General features: G+C 70.9%; 18 protein-coding genes. 8 read left to right on the forward strand and 10 right to left on the reverse strand.

The genetic code is table 11. The annotated features are described in order from the left end of the window. Positions 1-132: 132 nt before the first annotated feature. Together KI385_RS17075 and KI385_RS17080 are read right to left on the reverse strand one after the other, a co-directional pair. Complete coding sequence (locus KI385_RS17075) at positions 133-1,806, reverse strand: thiamine pyrophosphate-binding protein (protein ID WP_238573059.1); 1,674 nt, start codon at positions 1,804-1,806, stop codon at positions 133-135. Between the two features lie 109 nt (positions 1,807-1,915). Continuing rightward, positions 1,916-3,421, reverse strand: a complete 1,506-nt coding sequence (locus tag KI385_RS17080; RefSeq protein ID WP_238573060.1) for a sodium:solute symporter family protein — start codon at positions 3,419-3,421, stop codon at positions 1,916-1,918. A gap of 197 nt (positions 3,422-3,618) precedes the next feature. Between KI385_RS17080 and KI385_RS17085 the strand changes: the two genes are divergently transcribed. Together KI385_RS17085 and KI385_RS17090 are read left to right on the forward strand one after the other, a co-directional pair. After that, positions 3,619-5,151, forward strand: a complete 1,533-nt coding sequence (locus tag KI385_RS17085) for a PucR family transcriptional regulator (protein ID WP_238573061.1) — start codon at positions 3,619-3,621, stop codon at positions 5,149-5,151. Between the two features lie 193 nt (positions 5,152-5,344). Then, positions 5,345-5,728: a WXG100 family type VII secretion target gene (locus KI385_RS17090; protein WP_238573062.1), complete on the forward strand. Its 384-nt coding sequence runs from the start codon at positions 5,345-5,347 to the stop codon at positions 5,726-5,728. A 126-nt stretch (positions 5,729-5,854) separates the two neighbouring features. Here the strand turns inward: KI385_RS17090 and speB are convergent, their stop codons facing one another. Beyond that, positions 5,855-6,841, reverse strand: coding sequence for an agmatinase (speB, locus tag KI385_RS17095; protein ID WP_128508085.1), 987 nt, complete (start codon positions 6,839-6,841; stop codon positions 5,855-5,857). 225 nt (positions 6,842-7,066) lie between these two features. Between speB and KI385_RS17100 the strand changes: the two genes are divergently transcribed. Next, positions 7,067-7,864, forward strand: a complete 798-nt coding sequence (locus KI385_RS17100; RefSeq protein WP_238573063.1) for a phosphatase — start codon at positions 7,067-7,069, stop codon at positions 7,862-7,864. A 186-nt stretch (positions 7,865-8,050) separates the two neighbouring features. Here the strand turns inward: KI385_RS17100 and KI385_RS17105 are convergent, their stop codons facing one another. The 3 genes from KI385_RS17105 to KI385_RS17115 all read right to left on the reverse strand — a co-directional run bounded on the left by KI385_RS17105 (position 8,051) and on the right by KI385_RS17115 (position 9,797). Beyond that, positions 8,051-9,223: a methyltransferase domain-containing protein gene (locus KI385_RS17105; RefSeq protein WP_238573064.1), complete on the reverse strand. Its 1,173-nt coding sequence runs from the start codon at positions 9,221-9,223 to the stop codon at positions 8,051-8,053. Continuing rightward, entirely contained in the window at positions 9,220-9,372 is a 153-nt protein-coding gene (locus tag KI385_RS17110) for a hypothetical protein (RefSeq protein ID WP_238573065.1), read from the reverse strand. Before KI385_RS17110 ends, KI385_RS17105 begins: the two co-directional genes overlap by 4 nt. Before the next feature lie 134 nt (positions 9,373-9,506). After that, positions 9,507-9,797 carry a hypothetical protein gene (locus KI385_RS17115; RefSeq protein ID WP_238573066.1) on the reverse strand — a complete coding sequence of 97 codons (291 nt, stop codon included), beginning with the start codon at positions 9,795-9,797 and terminating at the stop codon, positions 9,507-9,509. A gap of 346 nt (positions 9,798-10,143) precedes the next feature. Between KI385_RS17115 and KI385_RS17120 the strand changes: the two genes are divergently transcribed. Beyond that, on the forward strand, positions 10,144-11,481 hold the full coding sequence (locus KI385_RS17120; protein WP_238573067.1) for a helix-turn-helix domain-containing protein: 1,338 nt from the start codon (positions 10,144-10,146) through the stop codon (positions 11,479-11,481). Positions 11,482-11,483: 2 nt separating this feature from the next. On the opposite strand, the gene cutA is transcribed toward KI385_RS17120, so the two are convergent. From cutA to KI385_RS17140, 4 genes are all read right to left on the reverse strand, one after another. Then, the gene (gene cutA, locus KI385_RS17125; RefSeq protein WP_238573068.1) at positions 11,484-11,807 is read right to left on the reverse strand and encodes a divalent-cation tolerance protein CutA; all 324 of its coding nucleotides are present in this window, start codon (positions 11,805-11,807) and stop codon (positions 11,484-11,486) included. Positions 11,808-11,969: 162 nt separating this feature from the next. Continuing rightward, the gene (locus KI385_RS17130; protein ID WP_238573069.1) at positions 11,970-12,884 is read right to left on the reverse strand and encodes an acyl-CoA thioesterase; all 915 of its coding nucleotides are present in this window, start codon (positions 12,882-12,884) and stop codon (positions 11,970-11,972) included. A gap of 50 nt (positions 12,885-12,934) precedes the next feature. Next, positions 12,935-14,092 carry an acyl-CoA dehydrogenase family protein gene (locus KI385_RS17135; RefSeq protein ID WP_238573070.1) on the reverse strand — a complete coding sequence of 386 codons (1,158 nt, stop codon included), beginning with the start codon at positions 14,090-14,092 and terminating at the stop codon, positions 12,935-12,937. A gap of 125 nt (positions 14,093-14,217) precedes the next feature. After that, positions 14,218-14,859 carry an SACE_7040 family transcriptional regulator gene (locus KI385_RS17140; protein ID WP_238573071.1) on the reverse strand — a complete coding sequence of 214 codons (642 nt, stop codon included), beginning with the start codon at positions 14,857-14,859 and terminating at the stop codon, positions 14,218-14,220. 134 nt (positions 14,860-14,993) lie between these two features. Between KI385_RS17140 and KI385_RS17145 the strand changes: the two genes are divergently transcribed. Genes KI385_RS17145 through KI385_RS17160 form a run of 4 tightly spaced genes read left to right on the forward strand, consistent with a single transcriptional unit; the run spans position 14,994 to position 20,771 of the window. Continuing rightward, a complete protein-coding gene (locus KI385_RS17145) occupies positions 14,994-16,625 on the forward strand; it encodes a carboxyl transferase domain-containing protein (RefSeq protein ID WP_238573072.1) in 1,632 nt (543 codons plus the stop codon). Between the two features lie 17 nt (positions 16,626-16,642). Then, a complete protein-coding gene (locus KI385_RS17150; RefSeq protein WP_238573073.1) occupies positions 16,643-18,673 on the forward strand; it encodes an ATP-binding protein in 2,031 nt (676 codons plus the stop codon). Beyond that, a complete protein-coding gene (locus tag KI385_RS17155) occupies positions 18,670-19,611 on the forward strand; it encodes a hydroxymethylglutaryl-CoA lyase (RefSeq protein ID WP_238573074.1) in 942 nt (313 codons plus the stop codon). Before KI385_RS17150 ends, KI385_RS17155 begins: the two co-directional genes overlap by 4 nt. Positions 19,612-19,616: 5 nt before the next feature. Further along, positions 19,617-20,771 carry an acyl-CoA dehydrogenase family protein gene (locus KI385_RS17160; RefSeq protein ID WP_238573075.1) on the forward strand — a complete coding sequence of 385 codons (1,155 nt, stop codon included), beginning with the start codon at positions 19,617-19,619 and terminating at the stop codon, positions 20,769-20,771. Positions 20,772-20,790: the final 19 nt, after the last annotated feature.

Below are 20,790 nucleotides of genomic sequence, written 5' to 3' on the forward strand. Positions count from 1 at the left end.
AGCACGGGGAGAGATTTGCGGTCACCTGACGTGATCTTGACGGGGGCCTGAGGGGGAGTTTGTTCAGGTTAAGAAATCGCCAGGAAGACGTCAGGAAATCGGCTGCGTGGATCCGGAACTCAGGAGCATGGGTCAGGAATTCAGATGCGTGGGTGCGAACATCCGCAGATGGGCCGGGAGTACGACGACGGAGGGGCCGGGGGCGGCGAGCGCCGCTGCCAGGTCCGTACGCAGTTGCTCCGGGCTCGTACGGACCGCGGGGACGCCGAACGACTCGGCCAGCGCGACGAAGTCCGGCCGGGTGAGTTCGGTGGCGGTGGCCTCGCCGAAGGCGTCGGTCATGTATTCGCGCAGGATGCCGTAGCCGCCGTCGTCCACGATGAGCCAGGTCACCGGCAGGTCGTACTGCCGGGCGGTGGCCAGTTCGGCGATCGAGTACATCGCGCCGCCGTCGCCGGAGACCGCCAGCACCGGCCGCGCCGGGTCGGCGACGGCCACACCCAGCGCCGCCGGGAAGCCGTATCCCAGGCCACCGGCGCCCTGCGCGGAGTGCAGGGCGTTGGTCCGCCGCGGATCGAAGGCGGACCAGGCCCAGTAGGCGAGGATCGTCATGTCCCAGCAGCTGACCGCGCCATCGGGCAGCGCGTCCCGCACCGAGGCCAGGACCTGCTGCTCCAGGTCGAGGTGCTGTCCGGCGATACGGTCACGGACGCGCGCCAGGAGGTCGGAGACGGCGGCCTCGGGGGTGGGCGCGTAGGCGGTGCCGACGCCTCCGGCGTCGCGTTCCCCCACCTCCTTGACCAACGCGGCCAGCGCCGGTCGCGCATCCGCGTGGATGCCCAGCGCGGCATGGTTCGACTCCAGCTTGCCGAGGTCCGCCTCGATCTGTACGACGCGGCCGCGCGGCCGGAACGTGTGGTAGTTCGAGGAGAGTTCGCCCAGCCCCGAGCCGACGACCAGCAGGGTGTCCGCGTCCTCAAGGAAGGCCGTGGTGTAGCGGTCCTCCAGCCAGGACTGGAGGGAGAGCGGATGCTCCCACGGGAAGGCGCCCTTGCCGCCGAAGGTGGTGACCACCGGTGCCCGCAGCTGCTCGGCGAGCGCCAGCAGTTCCGCCTCGGCCCCGGCCCGTACGACTCCGCCGCCGGCCAGGATCACCGGCCGCCCGGCCTGCGTCAGCCGGTCCGCCGCCGCCGCGATCAGCTCGGGGCGGGGCACCAACTCCCCCGGTGTGGCGTCGAGTTGCGTCACCGGCGGTACGTCCACCTCCGCCAGCAGCACATCCTGCGGAATCTCCAGCCACACCGGCCCGTGCGGGGCGCTCAGCGCCGACTCCCAGGCGGCGGCCACCGCGGACGGGATCTGCGAGGCGGTACGGGCCGTGTGGACGGACTTGACCACGCCCCGGAACGAGGCGCTCTGGTCGGTGAGTTCATGCAGATAGCCATGGCGTCCGCCGCCGATCCCGGCCAGCGGCACCTGGCTGCCGATGGCCAGTACGGCGGCCGAGCCGGCCGCCGCCTCCTGCAGCGCGGCCAGCGTCATCAGCGCGCCGGGGCCGGTGGAGACCAGCAGCGGGGCGACGCCGTGCGTGGTCCTGGCGTAGGCATCGGCGGCGAAGCCCGCGTTGTTCTCCACCCGCAGCCCCACATAGCGCAGCGCGGAGCGGCGCAGCGCGTCGAACACCCCCAGCGCGTGCTGCCCCGGCAGTCCGAAGACGGTGCTCGCGCCGAGTGCGGCCAGCGACTCGACGACCAGGTCGCCGCCGTTGCGCCGGTGCTGGTTCGCCGTGGGGTGGGTGGTGCTCATGGATACGTGCTGCCTTCCTTGCCGGGGCGTACGTGGGGCGGAGGACGTGGGGCGGAGGACGTGGGGTGGGGACGACGTGCGGCGAACGGGAGAAGCCGGGAGTGGGGGGTCAGGACGGTTCGGCAGCAGTCCGGGTGGCCGGCGCCGCTCCCCCGACCGGATCGGCGTCCGTAGCGGCGTCCGGCCGCCCGGCCAGCCGCGCCCGCCAAGCGGCCAGCACCGCCGCGTCCGTCGGCTTGGTGGCCAGGCTGACCGCCAGGTAGGCCACGAGCGAGGCGATCAGCCCGTAATAGATCGGCTCGTTGGCGAGGACGCCGAGCGTGATCATCAGGCCGATGACGGTCACGCCGCCGACCACGACCGAGGCGAGCGCGCCGGCGGCGGTGCCCCGCTTCCACACCAGGCCGCCGAGGATGGGCACCAGCAGACCGCCGACCAGGACGTTGTAGGCGAGGGTGAGCGCCTCGACGACATTGTTGAGCGCGATCGCGATGACGATGACCGCGACGCCCATGAGGAGGATGAAGACCCGGTTGCCGCGCACCTCGTCATGCGGCTGCGCGGATTCCTCCCGCCGCCCCGAGGCGAAGCCCTTCACCCGCGCCCAGATGTCGTTGTTGGCGACCGTGGCACAGGCGATCAGTGCGCCCGAGGACGTGGACATCACCGCGGACAGCGCCGCGGCCAGCACCAGCCCGCGCACGCCCACCGGCAGCGCGTCCTTGACGATCGTCGCGAAGGCGTCGTCCGGGCTGCCCAGATGGGGGTAGAGCACCTTGGCCGCGGTGCCGATGACCGCACCGGCCAGTGCGTAGGCCAGACAGTACGTACCGGCCGCGGTACCGCCCAGGCGCGCCACCTTGTCGCCGCGCGCGGTGAACACCCGCTGCCAGATGTCCTGCCCGATCAGCATGCCGAAGGAGTAGATCAGGACGTACGTGAAGACCGTCTGGCCGCCGATGCCGAGCGGCGCGAAGTAGTCGTCCGGCAGCTGCGCCTTCATCTCGGCGAAGCCGCCCGCCTTGATGACGGCGATCGGCAGCAGGAGCAGCAGCACACCGATCGTCTTGACGACGAACTGGACCATGTCGGTGAGGGTGATCGACCACATCCCGCCGAGCGTCGAGTACGCGACGACGATCGCCCCGCCGAGGATGATCGAGAGCGACCGGTCCAGGCCGAAGAGCACATCGAAGATGGTCGCGTAGGCGATGGTCGAGGTCACCGCCAGCATCAGCGTGTACGCCCACATCACGACGCCGGAGATGAGCCCGGCGGAGCCGCCGTAGCGCAGATCGAGCATCTCGGAGACCGTGTAGACCTTCAGCCGGGCGATCCGGGCCGAGAAGAAGATGCTCAGCGCGAGCAGTCCGAGGCCGATGGTGAAGACCATCCAGGCGCCGGACAGACCGTACTGGTAGCCGAGCCTGACCCCACCGATGGTGGACGCGCCGCCGAGCACGATCGCCGCCATGGTTCCCGAGTACATCGCGGGGCCGAGGCGGCGCCCCGCGACCAGGAAGTCGCTCTTGGATTTGGCGCGCCGCATTCCCCACCAGCCCATGGCGAGCATTCCGGCCAAATAGAGCACGATCACCGCATAGTCGACAGCCATGGGCCATACCTTCCAGCTGCGCCGAGGGGGGAGGGAGGGAGAGGGAGGTGGTGCGACGTGAGGGGAGACGACGGCGCTTGGCGAGCGGGGGTCTCGGCCAAGCGCCTCGTCCCGGGGGTTGACCCTAGGAGGCGGGAAGGCGGCGCTGAAGTGTACGTTTCCTCCACTCACCAACCGCCGATGTGGAGGGTTCGCACATGCCGCACCTCTTGCCCGCGCCGTCCACCCCGCCGGTGCCGCTGGCCGATCTCCTCGCGCGTACGGATCTGGGTCTGCGCCAGGTGGCCGGGCCCCGCGAGGGCGTCGCGATCCACTGGGTGCACACGTCCGAGATGGCCGACCCGGTGCCGTACCTCCTGGGCGGCGAGATGCTGCTGACGGCGGGCGTGCACCTGGCGGAGGTGACAGGGGGTGCGGGCGCCCTCGACGCCTATCTGGACGGCTATGCCGCCCGCACCGTCGCGGCCGGTGCCGCGGCCCTCGGCTTCGGGATCGCGCCGGTGCACGACACCGTCCCCCGGGCCCTGGTGGAGGCCTGCGACCGGCACGGTCTGCCGCTCGTCGAGGTCCCGGCGGGCACCCCGTTCACCGCCGTGGAGAGCGCCGTATGGCAGGCCGTCACGGAGGCCAGGCACCGCGAGCTGACCCGGCTCAGCGAGGCGCAGCGCGCCCTGGCCGCGGCCGCCGCCCGCCCCGATCCGGCGTCCGCCGTGCTGCGCGCGCTGGCCCGCCATGTGCACGGCTGGACCGCGCTGCTCGCCCCGGACGGCGCGGAACACGGCTTTGCCGGGCCCCGTCCCACCGCCGCCGTCCGGGCCGCGGCCGACCGGCTCGCGCAGGTCGTCGGCGCCGGCGGCCCGTCCTCGGCCACCGATACGCTCCCCGGCACACAGCTGTCCGCATACGCCCTGACAGGGCGCGACCCCCGCCGGCCGGCGCTCGCCCTGGTGGTCTCCGCGGACCCGCACGACCCGCCCGCGCATGCCATCGCGGGCGTCGCCGCCGTGCTTCTCTCCCTGATCACCGGCCCGGCCGCCGACCGCGGCCCGGCCGAGGCCGAGCACTCCGCGGCCCTGGTCCGCCTGCTCCTCGGCGCCCGCCCGGCCGAGGTCGCCGCGCTCCTCGGCCCGCCGCTGTGGACCGTCGTACACGCCGAGCGGCGCCGCGACACGACGGAGTCGCCGACCGCGCTGGCCGCCGCCCTCGGCACCTCGCTCGTCGCCTCGGAGCCGGACGCCGGGGCGGCGACGGCCCCCGTCCTACGGGCCCTGGTCCCGGCCGGCCGCAAGGTCACCGCGCACCCCGGCTGGACGCTCGGCGTCAGCGAACCCGTCCCGGTCGAGGAGCTGCCGGCCGCCGACCGGCACGCCGCCACCGCACTGCGCCGCGCCCTGGCCCGCCGCACCTCCCTCGTACGCCATCGCGCCCCGGGCCCCCACGGCATCGCCTCCCTCGTCGCCCCCGCGGACGCCCGGCAGCACGCCCAGGCCCTGCTCGCCCCGCTGGCCGACTCCCCGCCCCTCCTCTCCACCCTCCACAACTGGCTCTCGTTGCACGGCAGTTGGGACCGCACGGCGACCGCCCTGGGAATCCACCGCAATACCGTCCGCCAGCGCATCGCCCGTATCGCCGGGCTTCTCGATGCCGATCTGGACGACCCCGACGTCCGCATGGAGCTGTGGTTCGCCCTCCGCTCCCTCGACCGGGACGGCACCACCCCTCAGGCGTGAGTGCGAGCATCCTGACGCAGCGCCATATACCGGCTGTTCACGGCAACTTGCGCGGGGAGCGCGGGAGTGCCCCGCCCCGCCATCGGTGACGGCCTTGTGACAGTCCACACCTTGAGGCAATACGGGCGAGCGTGCCTAAACTTGCCGGACGCTGTGCCATACGACACCACGGGCACCCTGATCGGGGGAAGTTGTGGCCGGAGACGGACTGCAGGCGGACATCCCGTCGCTGAAAAGCGGGGGCAAGGACTTCACCAACGTCGGTCAGCGCTACCAGACCGAGGTGGAGAAGCTGAAGAACACGCTGACCGGCCTGGAGGGCCAGGACACCCCGCCGTGGGGCGATGACGAGATCGGCGAGAAGTTCGGCGTGGTCTACGAGGGCCTGCGCGACGGCATGTACGAGTCGATGGGGCATCTGGCCGCCAAGCTCCAGGAGATCGGCGGCGCCCTGAACACCATGGCCGACAACCACCAGGCCGACGAGGACTTCAACGAGTCGCTGATGAAGCAGCACGTGGCGAACGCCGAGGCGCAGAGCCAGCTGATCACCAGCTTCAAGGCGCCCAACACCTGACCTGAAGCGCCGACGACGACCGGCCCGCCACGGAATCCGAATCCGTGGCGGGCCGGTCGTCGTGCGGGCGCAGGCCGGTCAGCCGCACACCCCAGCCACTGCGCCTACTGGCCCCAGCCGCTGCGCCTACTGACCCTGCCGGCCGGCCGCGATCTGCCGGGACATGATCGTCGTCAGCTCGTACGCCGTGTGGGAGGCGGCCACGCAAGTGATCTCCGCGTGGTCGTACGCCGGGGCGACCTCGACGACATCGGCCGAGACCAGGTTGCAGGAGGCCAGCCCGCGCAAGATCTCCAGGAGTTCGCGGGAGGTGAGGCCGCCGGCCTCAGGGGTGCCGGTGCCGGGGGCGTGGGCCGGGTCCAGCACGTCGATGTCGATGGAGATGTAGAGCGGGCGGTCGCCGATGCGCTGGCGCAGCTGGTCGGCGACCTCGTCGACACCGCGGCGCATGACATCCGCGGAGGTGACGATGCCGAAGCCCATCTTCTCGTCGTCGTCGAGGTCCTTCTTGCCGTACAGCGGACCGCGGGTACCGACGTGGGAGAGCGCGGAGGTGTCGAGGATGCCTTCCTCGACGGCGCGGCGGAAGGGGGTGCCGTGGGTGTACTCGGCACCGAAGTACGTGTCCCAGGTGTCCAGGTGGGCGTCGAAGTGGAGCAGGGCGACCGGGCCGTGCTTCTTGGCGACCGAGCGGAGCAGGGGCAGGGCGATGGTGTGGTCGCCACCGAGGGTCATCATGCGGGCACCGGAGGCGAGCAGGTCGTCCGCGGCGGCCTCGACCGTTTCCACGGCCTCGTTGATGTTGAAGGGGTTCGCGGCGATGTCACCGGCGTCGGCGACCTGCGCCAGCGCGAACGGGGACGCGTCCTGGGCCGGGTTGTACGGGCGCAGAAGGCGGGAGGCCTCGCGGATGGCGTTGCCACCGAAGCGGGCGCCGGGGCGGTAGGAGACGCCGCTGTCGAAGGGGACACCGACGACGGCCACATCGGCCCGGCCACCGACCTCGTCGAGTCGGGGCAGACGGGCGAAGGTCGCCGGTCCGGCGTAGCGCGGGATGCGGGAGGAGTCGACGGGGCCTACGGGCTCGTTGGATGCGCTGGCTGCGGTGGTCATAAAGGGGAGAGTAGGGACATCCCCCGGCGTGGCACATGGACATTTCCGGGAGGACGAGCGACAGGCATTCGACATTTTGTCCAGCGGGCCGGTGGATGTCCGCGCCTCGGTGCCCCCGGGCCGTGGATGTCCGCGCCGCGGAGTCCCCCCACCGGCATCCGCACTCCCGTGTCCGGGCTGCGGAACTCCCCCGCCCCGGAACAGGCGTCCGGGCACAATGGCGCTATGCCGATAGCCTCTGCAGCCGCCGCCCCCACGCGCGCCGAACTCGTCGATCATCTCGTACGGACCCGGATCGCCGGTGACGTCGCCACTCCCCGCGAGAACAACCTCTCCCACTACCGCAGACTCGCCAACGGCGACCGCTACTACTGGTTCGGCCTGGAATTCGGCGACCGGTGGGCGGACGAGCAGGATGTGCTGGCCGTGATGGCGGAGCGCTGCGGGGTGAGTGACGATCCGCACCACCGACAGGGGCAGGACACCATCGACCCGGAGCTGACGGTGGACGCACTGGACCGTACGGCGGCGGTGCTGCGCAAGGCGGCCGCCGACCGGCAGCGGGTGCTGTTCGCGACCGGCCACCCGGGCGGGCTGCTCGATGTGCACCGCGCGACGGCGCAGGCGCTGCGGGCCCAGGGCTGCGAGATCATCGTCATCCCGGACGGGCTGCGGGCGGATGACGGCTTGGTCTTCCAGTTCGCCGACGTGGCGGTGCTGGAGCGCGGTGCGACGCTGTGGCACACCCACTCCCCCGAGCCGATGGCCGCGATCCTGGACGGACTGGAGCGCGAGGGCCGGCCGCAGCCGGATCTGGTGATGGCCGACCACGGCTGGGCGGGCTGCGCGGCCCAGCGCGGCATCGAGGCGGTGGGCTTCGCGGACTCCAACGACCCGGCCCTGTTCCTGGCCGAGGCCGAGGGCACGCTACAGGTGACGATCCCCCTGGACGACCATGTCCTGAGCCCGCGCTACTACGACCCGCTGACCGCCTATCTGCTGGATGCGGCGGGGCTGGGCTGAGGGGGCCCGCTAGGCTGAACGACCCCTGAGGCTTGTCTCCCGGCTCGGCGTCTCCACGGGAGCGAAGGCCGCGCGGTGAATCCCGGGTAAGGGCGAGCTCTGGAGCACAGCGGCTGGCCAGAGCATGCGAAGGCCCCGCCCACCGCGCCACGGAGGACAGCGCGCGGACGGGGCCGGTTCAGTTCGTCACACGGCCCAGGAGTCGGCCGGGTCGTCCAGCCACGCCCGCTGTCCCTCCGGCGTGACGGTGAGACCGAACCGGGTGTGGTCCGGCTCGCCCCGGCCGACCCACCATCGGTAGGCCGCCGCTACTTCGTCCCACAGGCGACGCGGCCCCGACTGGTAGACCGTGGCGTCCGGCTCGCCGCTGCGGAACACGGCGGCGGCCCATGACTGACTCGTCAGGTCGAAGAACCACGCCTTAGCAGTCCCCCCGTCTGACCTGTTGATGACATGGGCACAGTCGGGCACGCACAGCCCCATGACGAACCGTGCGGGCTCGTAGCGGTCCCCCAGGTCCGTCAAAGCGACCGTCGTACCGGAGACGTCGGCGTCGCCGGGGAACTCCGGAACGTGCTCCCTGAACCGGTTCCAGTCCAAGCGCTGATCCCGCAGCTTCATGAACTCGACCATGCGCAGGAACGGACCCGACGCGGAGCCGTCCTCCCGCACGGTCAACCGGATCAGTGCGTCCTGGTCGCTGTAGTGGGTGCCCCAGGGGGCAAGGATGACCCCGCCCGGCCGTGACTGCTCCAACCAACGCGGCGGCACGGTTCGCACCCCTGCCGTGACGATCACACGGTCATACGGCGCCCCGTCCGGCCACCCGTCCCCGCCGTCCCCGTGGACTGTCTCGGGGTGGAGTCCGGCGCGCAGCAACGCTCCTCGGGCTCGATCGGTCACCGCCTCGTCGATCTCGACGCTGACCACGTTCCCGCTGCCCAGCCGGTGAGCGAGGAGTCCGGCGTTCCACCCCGTGCCGGTGCCGACTTCGAGCACCCGCATACCGTCGCTCACGTCCAGGTCGCGCAGCATCGCGGCCACGACTGACGGCATGCTCGCCGAACTGGTCGGCACGGTCCCAGGCTCGCTACCCGTGTGCTGTCCGTCGTCCCACTGGGTGACGAGCGGGACGTTCGCGTACGCGGCCCGCTCCCACCCTGCGGGGTCGTTGCTCCGGGAGACGGACACACTTCGGCCGGTCGCCATGTCGTGAGCCCAGACGAGATCCGGCAGGAACATCGATCGCGGAACGGCCCTGAACGTCTCCGCCCAATCTGGCGTCAGGGCTCCTGCTTCGAGGAGGGACCGCGCCAGCTCGGCACTGGCGCGGTGCTCCTGCCGAGAGTTGAGCGTCACTTGCGGTGCGTCCCGTCGCCGGGCGGCATGTCACCGTCCGGGGGCGGCGGCGGGGGCGGCGTCCAGGGCTGGCCGGGGTGCCCGTCCCCGCCGTCTCCTTCTCCGCTGTACTGCCCGCCATCGGCAGTGGTGACGACCTGCATGCGCATCACGTGCTCCTCTTCTTCATTCAGTTGGTGGTGCCCTGTACGTGCTACCCACCCCGACCGCTCAGGCTGTCCAGGACTGAGGGCCGGTGTGGCGAGCGTCGTGCCGACGATGAGACGCGATCAGCTGCCACTCGTCACCGGCTCGGACGTGCACCTCTGCTCTCCGCGACGCGATGTACGTCACGCAGAGCAGCACTCAACTGACGCCCGAGAAAGCGGAGTTCCGGTTCCGTCGCCTTGTTGTCCCCGAGCATGTCGGCCGCGTGGTCGAGCAGCCCGTCCGCCATGTCGAGCTGTACGGCTTCGATGCGGTCGGCGACGCGGGAGAGGCCGCCCTCTCCTCTGTCGTCGCTCATGAGGAAGCAGGTCTTCCCTTCCGGGGTCGTCCAGGGCAGGAGTCGGGTAGTCGTGTGGTGCTCGCTCATCGCGCGGCCACCTCCACCGCGTGCGCAACCGTCCGTTGCCGATCCGTACGCGGCGGCACGGAGGCGTACGGGTACGCGTCCGCCGACCGATGGCGTCCCGGGGCTGGCGTCAATCGCCGCAACAGCGGCTCGAAGGTGCGGGCGATACAGTTCGGCATGTCGACCTGCTTTCCTCAGGTTGGCCATTCCCCCGGGCCGTCCCAACACGGTCGCGGGGGTCTCTTCGCCGCAACTGTCGCGCCATGGCAAGCAGTCGTCTTCCCATCCGTGGGTATCCCCATCATGGGTAGGCTGCCGACCAGACCATTGCGGCACACTGTCACCAGCAGGCGCGACGGGACCTTCCATGACCGCTTACCAACCGGCCACAGCGTTACCGCGAGACTTACTGGGCCGGGACGACGTGAGAACCGCGATTGCGGCTCATGATTTCGGCACGGTGTTCCGTATCGCACGCAGCGAGGCCGGGATCAGCTATTCAAAGATTGCGGCTGAGTCCGATATCAAACCCGAACGAGTTGGCGCTCTGGCGCGCGGTCACGGCAGTGTCACGACCTTCGAAAAGATCGCCAAGATCGCAGATGCCCTACGCATCCCGGGTGACATGCTCGGCCTCGCTCCTCGCGCGTGGGAGTCGATCACGCAACCCGGCCGCCCGCCCGTCGTGTCCGCACACACCATCACCAAGAGCCGGGACGGAGAAGACACAGTGCGGCGTAGGGAGTTCTTCACAGCATCGGCCGGCGCTGGTTTAGCCGTTGGTCTGCCAGAGTTCAGTCAGATCAGCACCGGCCGACGGATCGGCCGCGCCGTCCCCGACCAGCTGCGAAAGCGCACAGCACGCCTGCGACGCCTTGACGATTTTCTGGGTGGGGGTGACACCTACCGCGTCTATCTCGGCGAGCAACTGGCCACCAAACGCCTGATCCGAGACTGCGACTACAGCGAGGAGACGGGGCTCGCCCTCCTCTCGGTGCTCGCCGAACAGGCGCAACAAGCCGGGTGGGCCGCATTCGACGGAGGTAACCACACCGACGCCCGCAGCCTGTACGAGGACAGCCACCAAGCCGCCACTCAGGCCGGAGATACCGCCCTCGCTGGCAACGCCTTGGCCTTCCTCTCCTATCAGAAGATCAGTGGGGACCGGGAAGCGGGAATCGAGACCGCTCGCACTGCATGCCGCACTGCAGGTCCCGACGCCCCACCTGTCGTCCGTGCTCTGCTGCATGAACGTCTTGCGTGGGCTTACGCCGCCGCAGGGCAGGTGAACGGGACGGAACAAGCTCTCAACGATGCAGAGACCGCGCTCAACGAACACGACGGGATGCCGCAGCCTGACTGGGCGGCATGGGTTGACCACAACGAACTCCAGATCATGACTGGCCGCTGCTGGACAGAGTTGCGCCGTCCGCTCCGCGCTGTGCCCGTTTTGGAAGACGCCCTGGCCAAGTACGAGGACACCCACGCCCGCGACAAGAGCCTGTACCTTTCTTGGCTCGCCGACTCGTACATGTCCGCCGGTGAGGTCGAGCAAGCAGCAAGCACCGCCCGACGTTCCCTGGAACTCTCGGCCGGCGTGGCGTCCGTGCGCCCACGTCAGCGCATCGAACCGACCCTGCGCCGACTCAGCTCGCACCGCGAACTGCCAGCAGTGGCCGAGGTACTGGAACTGGCACAGACCTGAGGTCAGTCCTGTGCCGTGGTCGTCTCCAGCCAGTGCAGATACGCATCCGACCCGGCAACGATCGGAACTGCGGAGACTTCCGGGTTCTGCCAGGGGTGGTGCTTGAGCAGATGCGCCTCGACCTCGGCGTACCGGTCGGAGTGGATCTTGAGGACGAGCTGCCATTCCTCGCCTGAGCCGAACTCGCCCTGGTGCCAGAACACGGATCCGACCGGCCCGACAATCTGTGCCCCAGCTGCGAGCCGTGCGGAGACGACCGACTGCGCCAGCCTCACAGCCGCGTCGCGGTTCTCCGTCGCGGTGGACACCTGAAGAAAGTCAGTCATACGGCGACTGTAGCGGCGAACTGGCAAACCAGAGGCGTTTGATGGGGTTCAACGGAACCGTCCGCTGGGTGGCGGGGGTGCCGTGCCCTATGGGCAACGACACCCCCGAGGGCGTACAACGCGATGCCCAGCAATGGCCCCACCCCTGCTCTGCCCACCCGGCTACCCCCGCGGCACCCGAATAACCCCCTCCTGAATCACCGAGACCGCCAACAGCCCATCGGCCGTGAAGATCCGGCCCTTGCCCAGGCCCCGGCCGCCCTGGGCGGTGGGTGACTCCTGGTCGTACAGCAGCCAGTCGTCGGCGCGCAGCGGACGGTGGAACCACATGGCGTGGTCCAGGCTCGCGCCGACCACATCGCCGACCGCCCAGCCGCCCCGGCCGTGCGCGAGCAGGATCGAGTCCAGGAGCGTCATGTCGGAGACGTAGGTGACCAGGCAGATGTCCAGCAGGGGGCGGGTGACGGTGTCGCCGCAGCCGGCGCCGTCCGCGAGCGCCTTGTCCAGGTCGCCGTTCGTACGGAACCACACCTGGGAGCGCGGTTCGCGGGCCTGGCCCACGGTGCCGAACGGCGGCTCGTCCACGTACCGCAGATCGATCGCCTCCCGCGCCTCCAGCAGCCGCTCGGTGACGCCCGGTTCGACGAACCGGTCGGCGTAGCGCGGCAGCATCTCGGCGGCCGTGGGCAGGGTCAGCGGATCCGGCGCCGACGGCATCGGCTCCTGGTGTTCCAGGCCCTCCTCGTGGGACTGGAAGGAGGCCGAGAGGTGGAAGATCGGCTGGCCGTGCTGGACGGCGACGACCCGGCGGGTGGTGAAGGACCGGCCGTCGCGGATGCGGTCGACGGTGTAGACGATGGGCGCGCCGGGGTCACCGGGGCGCAGGAAGTACGCGTGCAGGGAGTGCGGCGGACGGTCGGCGGGGACCGTCCGGCCGGCCGCGACCAGCGCCTGTGCGGCGACCTGGCCTCCGAAGACCCGGGGGACGACCGCCGCGCGGCTCTGGCCACGGAAGATGTCCTGCTCGATCCGCTCCAGGGCGAGCAGATCGAGCAGGGACCGGAGTGCGTCGTTCACGTACGTATCGCCGTATCGCTCGTGTCGTTCGTATCGCTCTGCGGTACGGCCTAGAGGCCCATCGACTTGGCGATGATCGACTTCATGACCTCGCTGGTACCGCCGTAGATCCGGTTGACGCGGTTGTCGGCGTACAGGCGGGCGATCGGGTACTCGTTCATGTAGCCGTAGCCGCCGTGCAGCTGGAGGCACTTGTCGATGACGCGGTGCGCGACCTCGGTGCAGAAGAGCTTGGCCGAAGCCGCCTCGGCCGGGGACAGCTCGCCCGCGTCGAGGGCCTCCAGGGTGCGGTCGGCGACGGCCTGCGCGGCGTCCACCTCGGCCTGGCAGGCGGCCAGCTCGAACTTGGTGTTCTGGAAGGCGGCGACCGGCTTGCCGAAGACGGTGCGCTCCTGCACGTACTCCTTGGCGAACCGGACGGCCGCCGCGGCCTGCGCGTACGCACCGAAGGCGATGCCCCAGCGCTCCGAGGCGAGGTTGATGCCCAGGTAGCCGAAGCCCTTGTTCTCCTCGCCGAGCAGGTCCTCGACCGGCACCTTCACATCGACGAACGCCAGCTCGGCGGTGTCGGAGACCTTCAGGCCGAGCTTGTCCAGCTTGCGGCCGACGGAGTAGCCCTCGGACTTGGTGTCCACGGCGAACAGGGAGATGCCGAAGCGGCGGTCGTCCTCCTTCGGCGCGGCGGTACGGGCGCACACGATCACGCGGTCGGCGTGCACACCGCCGGTGATGAAGGTCTTGGCGCCGTTGAGGACGTAGTGCGTGCCGTCCTCGGAGAGCTTCGCGGTGGTCTTCATGCCCGCGACGTCGGAGCCGGTGCCCGGCTCGGTCATCGCGAGGGCCCACATCTCCTCACCGGAGACGAACTTCGGCAGAAAGCGCTTCTTCTGCTCGTCGGTGGCGAGCATCTTGATGTACGGCAGACCGAGCAGCACATGCACGCCGGAGCCGCCGAAGGAGACACCCGCGCGCGCGGTCTCCTCGTACATCACGGCCTCGAACTTGTACGAGTCGATACCCGCGCCGCCGTACTCCTCGTCGACGCGGATGCCGAATATGCCCAGCTCGGCGAGCTTGTAGTAGAAGTCGCGCGGCGCCTGGCCCGCGGCGAACCACTCGTCGTACACGGGGACGACCTCGGCCTCGATGAAGGCCCGCAGGGTCTCCCGGAACGCCTCGTGATCCTCGTTGAACACCGTACGGCGCATTGCTACGTCGCCTCCTCCAGGTCGCCGGTCAAACGCATGTCTAAGCGCTTGCTCAGCGAAAGCTACCGGCCAGTTACCGAAGCTGTCCAGAGGTGAACGAAACCCTGTGCGAACCGGGGCCGGCCCTACGCCCCCGGGACCCCCGCCCCCACCGACTCCCCCGTCACCGACTCCCCCGCCACCGCGCCGAACGCCCCCAGCGCCAGCCGGTGCAGCAGCTCCGCCATTTCCGTACGGCCCGGGAGGGCGCCGGGGCGGCCGAGGTGCGGGGTGGAGTTCAGCAGGCCGAAGACGGCGTGCACCGCGGCGCGGGCCTGGGACTCGGAGGGGCCGGGGTGGACCCGGCGGACGACCCCCACCCACAGCTCGACGTACTGCCGCTGGAGCTGGCGCACCCGCTTGCGGTCGGCCTCCCTCAGCCGGTCCAGCTCGCGGTCGTGCACGGTGATCAGCGGCCGGTCGTCCAGCGCGAAGTCGATATGCCCGTCGATCAGCGCGTCCAGCACCGCCTCGGGACTCTCACCGCCCTCCGCGACCCGCATCCGGCCGCCCGTGAGCAGCCGCTCACTGATCCCGACCAGCAGCTCGGCCAGCATCGCGTCCTTGCCGGCGAAGTGCCGGTAGAGGCCGGGGCCGGAGATGCCCACGGCCGCCCCTATCTCGTCCACGCCGACGCCGTGGAAGCCGCGCTCCGCGAAGAGCCGGGCCGCCTCCTTGAGGATCTGCTCACGGCGGCTGGTCCGGTCGGGAGCCTGCGCATTACTCATGCCGTCGATTGTAGACAGCCGGGTTAGTGCTCGTTAACCTGAAGGAGATGAGGTTAACGCCCATTAACCCGGATGGCCCGGCAGCCGCGGACCGCGGCCCCGGGACAGCTGACCGAGCAAGGGGGCTCGTACTGATGGAGCAGGCACCGGTGCTGGGGAGTGCCGCCGACCCGGCGTCCGACTCCTGGCGGGCCAACGAGGCCGCGCACCGCGAGCTGGCCGCCGAGCTGCGCGAGAAGCTCGCGGCGGCCCGGCTGGGCGGCGGCGAGAAGGCCCGGGCGCGGCACACCGCGCGCGGCAAGCTGCTGCCCCGCGACCGGGTGGACGCCCTGCTGGACCCCGGGTCGCCGTTCCTGGAGCTGGCGCCGCTGGCCGCGGAGGGGATGTACGGCGGGTCCGCACCGGCCGCCGGAGTGATCGCCGGCATCGGGCGGGTCTCCGGCCGCGAGACGCTGATCATCGCCAACGACGCCACGGTCAAGGGCGGCACGTACTACCCGATGACGGTCAAGAAGCATCTGCGGGCGCAGGAGATCGCCCTGGAGAACCGTCTCCCCTGTCTGTATCTCGTGGACTCCGGCGGTGCCTTCCTGCCGATGCAGGACGAGGTGTTCCCCGACCGGGAGCACTTCGGGCGGATCTTCTACAACCAGGCCCGGATGTCGGGGGCGGGCATTCCGCAGATCGCCGCCGTCCTCGGCTCCTGTACGGCGGGCGGCGCGTATGTCCCGGCCATGAGCGACGAGGCCGTGATCGTCCGGAACCAGGGCACGATCTTCCTGGGCGGGCCGCCGCTGGTGAAGGCCGCCACCGGTGAGGTCGTCACCGCCGAGGAGCTGGGCGGCGGCGAGGTGCACTCCAAGACCTCCGGGGTCACCGACCATCTCGCCGAGGACGACGCCCATGCGCTGCGCATCGTGCGCACCATCGTCTCCACCCTCGGCGAGCGCGCCCCGCTCCCCTGGTCGGTGCGGACCGTCGAGGAGCCCAAGGTCGACCCGGCCGGTCTGTACGGCGCGGTGCCCGCGGACTCCCGTACGCCCTATGACGTACGGGAGGTGATCGCGCGGATCGTCGACGGCTCCCGCTTCGCGGAGTTCAAGGCCGAGTACGGCACGACGCTGGTCACCGGCTTCGCCCATGTGCACGGCCACCCGGTCGGCATCATCGCCAACAACGGCATCCTGTTCTCCGAATCCGCCCAGAAGGGCGCCCACTTCATCGAGCTGTGCGACCAGCGCGGCATCCCGCTGCTGTTCCTGCAGAACATCTCCGGCTTCATGGTCGGCCGGTCGTACGAGGCGGGCGGTATCGCCAAACACGGCGCGAAGATGGTGACGGCGGTGGCCTGCGCCCGCGTCCCGAAGCTGACGGTCGTCATCGGCGGCTCGTACGGGGCGGGCAACTACTCCATGTGCGGCCGGGCCTATTCGCCGCGCTTCCTGTGGATGTGGCCGAACGCCAAGATCTCGGTGATGGGCGGCGAACAGGCCGCATCCGTCCTCGCCACCGTCAAGCGCGACCAGTTGGAGGCGCACGGCGGGGAGTGGAGCGCCGAGGAGGAGGCCGCCTTCAAGGCGCCGGTGCGCGAGCAGTACGAGACCCAGGGCAACGCCTATTACGCGACCGCGCGGCTGTGGGACGACGGCGTCATCGACCCGCTGGAGACCCGGCAGGTGCTGGGGCTGGCGCTGACCGCCTGTGCCAACGCGCCGCTTCCCCAGAAGGACAGCACCGCGCCCGGCTACGGCGTCTTCCGGATGTGAGAGGGATGTCCACAGGAATGCCCACCAACTTCGACACCGTCCTGATCGCCAACCGCGGCGAGATCGCGGTCCGCGTCATCCGTACGCTGCGCGCCCTCGGCATCCGCTCGGTCGCCGTCTTCAGCGATGCGGACGCCGATGCCCGGCATGTCCGCGAGGCCGATACGGCCGTACGGATCGGTCCGGCGCCGGCCGCCGAGAGCTATCTGTCCGTGGAGCGGCTGCTGGCGGCGGCCGCGCGGACCGGTGCGCAGGCCATCCACCCGGGCTATGGCTTCCTCGCCGAGAACGCCGCCTTCGCCCGTGCCTGCGCGGACGCCGGGCTGGTCTTCATCGGCCCGTCCGCCGAGGCCATCGAGCTGATGGGCGACAAGATCCGCGCCAAGGAGACGGTGCGTACGGCCGGTGTCCCGGTCGTGCCCGGCTCCTCGGGCAGCGATCTGGACGATGCCCAACTGGCCGCCGCGGCACGGGAGATCGGCGTGCCGGTGCTGCTCAAGCCGTCCGCGGGCGGCGGCGGCAAGGGCATGCGGCTGGTCCGCGACGAGGCGCTGCTGGCCGACGAGATCGCCGCCGCCCGGCGCGAGGCCCGCTCCTCGTTCGGCGACGACACCCTGCTCGTCGAGCGCTGGATCGACCGGCCGCGGCACATCGAGATCCAGGTCCTGGCGGACGGCCACGGCAACGTGATCCACCTCGGCGAGCGCGAGTGCTCCCTGCAGCGCCGCCACCAGAAGGTCATCGAGGAGGCCCCGTCGGTCCTGCTGGACGAGGCCACCCGCGCCGCGATGGGCGAGGCGGCCGTCCAGGCGGCCCGCTCCTGCGGCTACCGCGGCGCCGGCACCGTGGAGTTCATCGTCCCGGGCAAGGACCCCGCCTCGTACTACTTCATGGAGATGAACACCCGCCTCCAGGTGGAGCACCCGGTCACCGAGCTCACGGCGACCCTCGCGGGAGTGCGCGGTATCGACCTGGTGGAGTGGCAGCTGCGGGTCGCGGCCGGTGAGCGTCTCCCGTACGTCCAGGAGGACATCACCCTGACCGGGCACGCCATCGAGGCCCGGATCTGCGCCGAGGACCCCACGCGTGACTTCCTGCCGACCGGCGGCACGGTGCTGGCGCTGCACGAGGCGCAGGGCAACGGAGTGCGCACGGACTCCGGCCTGTCGCAGGGCGTCGAGGTCGGCAGCCGCTACGACCCGATGCTCTCCAAGGTCATCGCCCACGGCCCGGACCGGGCGAGCGCACTGCGCGCGCTGCGGGCCGCACTCGCCGGGACGGTCACCCTCGGTGTGACGACGAACGCCGGCTTCCTGCGGCGGCTGCTGGCCCACCCTGACGTGGTCTCCGGCGAGCTGGACACCGGGCTGGTGGAGCGGGAGGCGGCCGGTCTGGTCGACGGGGAGGTGCCGGACGAGGTGTATGCGGCGGCCGCCGCGGTCCGCCAGGCCGCGCTGGAGCCGCCGGTGGCCGACGGCGGCTGGCGCGACCCGTTCGCCGCGCCGAGCGGCTTCCGGCTCGGCGGCGAGCGTGCCCCGGTCCGCCACTGGCTGCGGGTGCCGGGTCATGACCCCGTCGCGTACGACATCCGGCCCGGGGAGCCGGGCACGGTGGCCGCGCAGATCGAGCCGGACCGCGTACGGATCACCGTCGACGGTGTGCTGCACACCTTCCACCGCAGCGGCGACTGGCTCGGCCGGGACGGTGACTCCTGGCAGGTGACCGCTCACGACCCGGTGGCCGCGGCGCTGCGCGGGGCCGCCGGGGCGCATGGCGCGGACACCCTCGCCGCCCCGATGCCCGGCACCGTCACCGTCGTCAAGGTCGCCGTCGGCGACGAGGTGGCCGCCGGGCAGGGCCTGCTGGTGGTGGAGGCGATGAAGATGGAGCACGTCATCTCCGCACCGCACGCCGGGACCGTCACCGAGCTGGACGTCACCGCGGGCACGACCGTCGCCATGGACCAGATCCTGGCCGTGGTCGCCCCGCACGAGCCGGCCGGGGAGTCCGCGACCGCATCCGAGGGCGAGCAGGAGAGCGCATCATGACCGCAGTCGGACTGCCGATGGAGGTCACCGCGGAGGGGCTGCCCACCCGCGTACGGATCCATGAGGTCGGCGCGCGCGACGGCCTGCAGAACGAGAAGACCGTCGTTCCCACGGAGATCAAGGCCGAGTTCATCCACCGGCTCGCCGACGCGGGCCTGCCGGTCGTCGAGGCCACCAGCTTCGTGCACCCCAAGTGGGTGCCCCAACTCGCCGACGCGGAGCAGCTGTTCCCGCTGCTGGGCGATATCGCCCCGCACCGGCTCCCGGTGCTGGTGCCCAACGAACGCGGACTGGACCGTGCGCTGGCCCTGGGCGCCCGCCGGATCGCGGTGTTCGGCAGCGCCACCGAATCGTTCGCCAAGGCCAACCTCAACCGCACGGTCGACGAGGCGCTGGCGATGTTCGCGCCGGTCCTCGCGCGGGCGAAGGACGCCAAGGTGCATGTCCGCGGCTATCTCTCGATGTGCTTCGGCGACCCGTGGGAGGGGCCGGTGCCCCTCGCGCAGACGGTGCGGGTCTGCCGGGCGCTGCTCGACCTGGGCTGCGACGAGCTGAGCCTGGGCGACACCATCGGCGTCGCCACCCCCGGCCATGTCCAGCACCTGCTCGCAGCCCTGAACGAGGCGGGCGTGCCCACCTCCCGTCTGGGCGTCCACTTCCACGACACCTACGGGCAGGCCCTCGCCAACACCTTCGCCGCGCTCCAGCACGGCGTCACCACCGTCGACGCCTCGGCGGGCGGCCTCGGCGGCTGCCCCTACGCCAAGAGCGCCACCGGCAACCTCGCCACCGAAGACCTCGTGTGGATGCTGCACGGCCTCGGCATCGAGACCGGGGTCGACCTGGACCGACTGACCGCCACCAGCGTGTGGATGGCCGAGGCCCTGGGCCGGCCCAGCCCCTCGCGTACCCTCCGTGCCCTCTCCCACAAGGAGTGACCCTCATGTCCCTGGACCACCGTCTGCCCGCCGAGCTGGAAGAACTCCGGCGCACCGTCGAGGCGTTCGCGCATGACGTCATCGCCCCCAAGATCGGCGAGTACTACGAGCAGCATGCGTTCCCGTACGAGATCGTGCAGGAGATGGGCCGGATGGGCCTGTTCGGCCTGCCGTTCCCCGAGGAGTACGGCGGGATGGGCGGCGACTATCTCGCGCTCGGCATCGCCCTGGAGGAGCTGGCCCGGGTCGACTCCTCGGTGGCCATCACCCTGGAGGCCGGCGTCTCCCTGGGCGCCATGCCGATCTACCAGTTCGGCACGGAGGAGCAGAAGCGCGCATGGCTGCCCAAGCTGTGCAGCGGCGAGATGCTCGGCGCCTTCGGCCTCACCGAGCCGGACGGCGGCTCGGACGCGGGCGCCACGCGGACGACCGCGGTGCGCGACGGCGACTATTGGGTGATCAACGGCAGCAAGTGCTTCATCACCAACTCCGGTACGGACATCACCGGCCTGGTGACGGTCACGGCGGTGACGGGCCGCAAGGCGGACGGCGCCCCGCTGATCTCCTCGATCATCGTGCCGTCCGGGACGCCCGGCTTCACGGTCGGCGCCCCGTACTCCAAGGTCGGCTGGAGCGCCTCGGACACCCGCGAGCTGTCGTTCTCCGACGTCCGGGTGCCGGCCGCCAACCTGCTCGGTGAGGAGGGCCGCGGCTACGCCCAGTTCCTGCGCATCCTCGACGAGGGCCGGATCGCGATCGCGGCGCTGGCCACCGGCCTGGCCCAGGGCTGTGTGGACGAATCGGTGGCGTACGCCAAGCAGCGGCAGGCCTTCGGCCGGCCGATCGGCGCCAACCAGGCGATCCAGTTCAAGCTCGCCGACATGGAGATGCGCGCCCACACCGCCCGGCTGTCCTGGCGCGATGCCGCCTCCCGGCTGGTGCACGGCGAGCCCTTCAAGAAGGAGGCCGCGCTCGCCAAGCTCTACTCGTCCGAGATCGCGGTGGACAACGCCCGCGAGGCCACCCAGATCCACGGCGGCTACGGCTTCATGAACGAGTACCCGGTCGCCCGGATGTGGCGGGACGCCAAGATCCTGGAGATCGGCGAGGGCACCAGCGAGGTCCAGCGGATGCTGATCGCGCGGGAGTTGGGGGTCTAGCCGGGGACCGGCCGGGCGT

The sequence above is a fragment of the Streptomyces inhibens genome, assembly GCF_022221585.1.
GTDB classification, from domain to species: Bacteria; Actinomycetota; Actinomycetes; order Streptomycetales; family Streptomycetaceae; genus Streptomyces; species Streptomyces inhibens.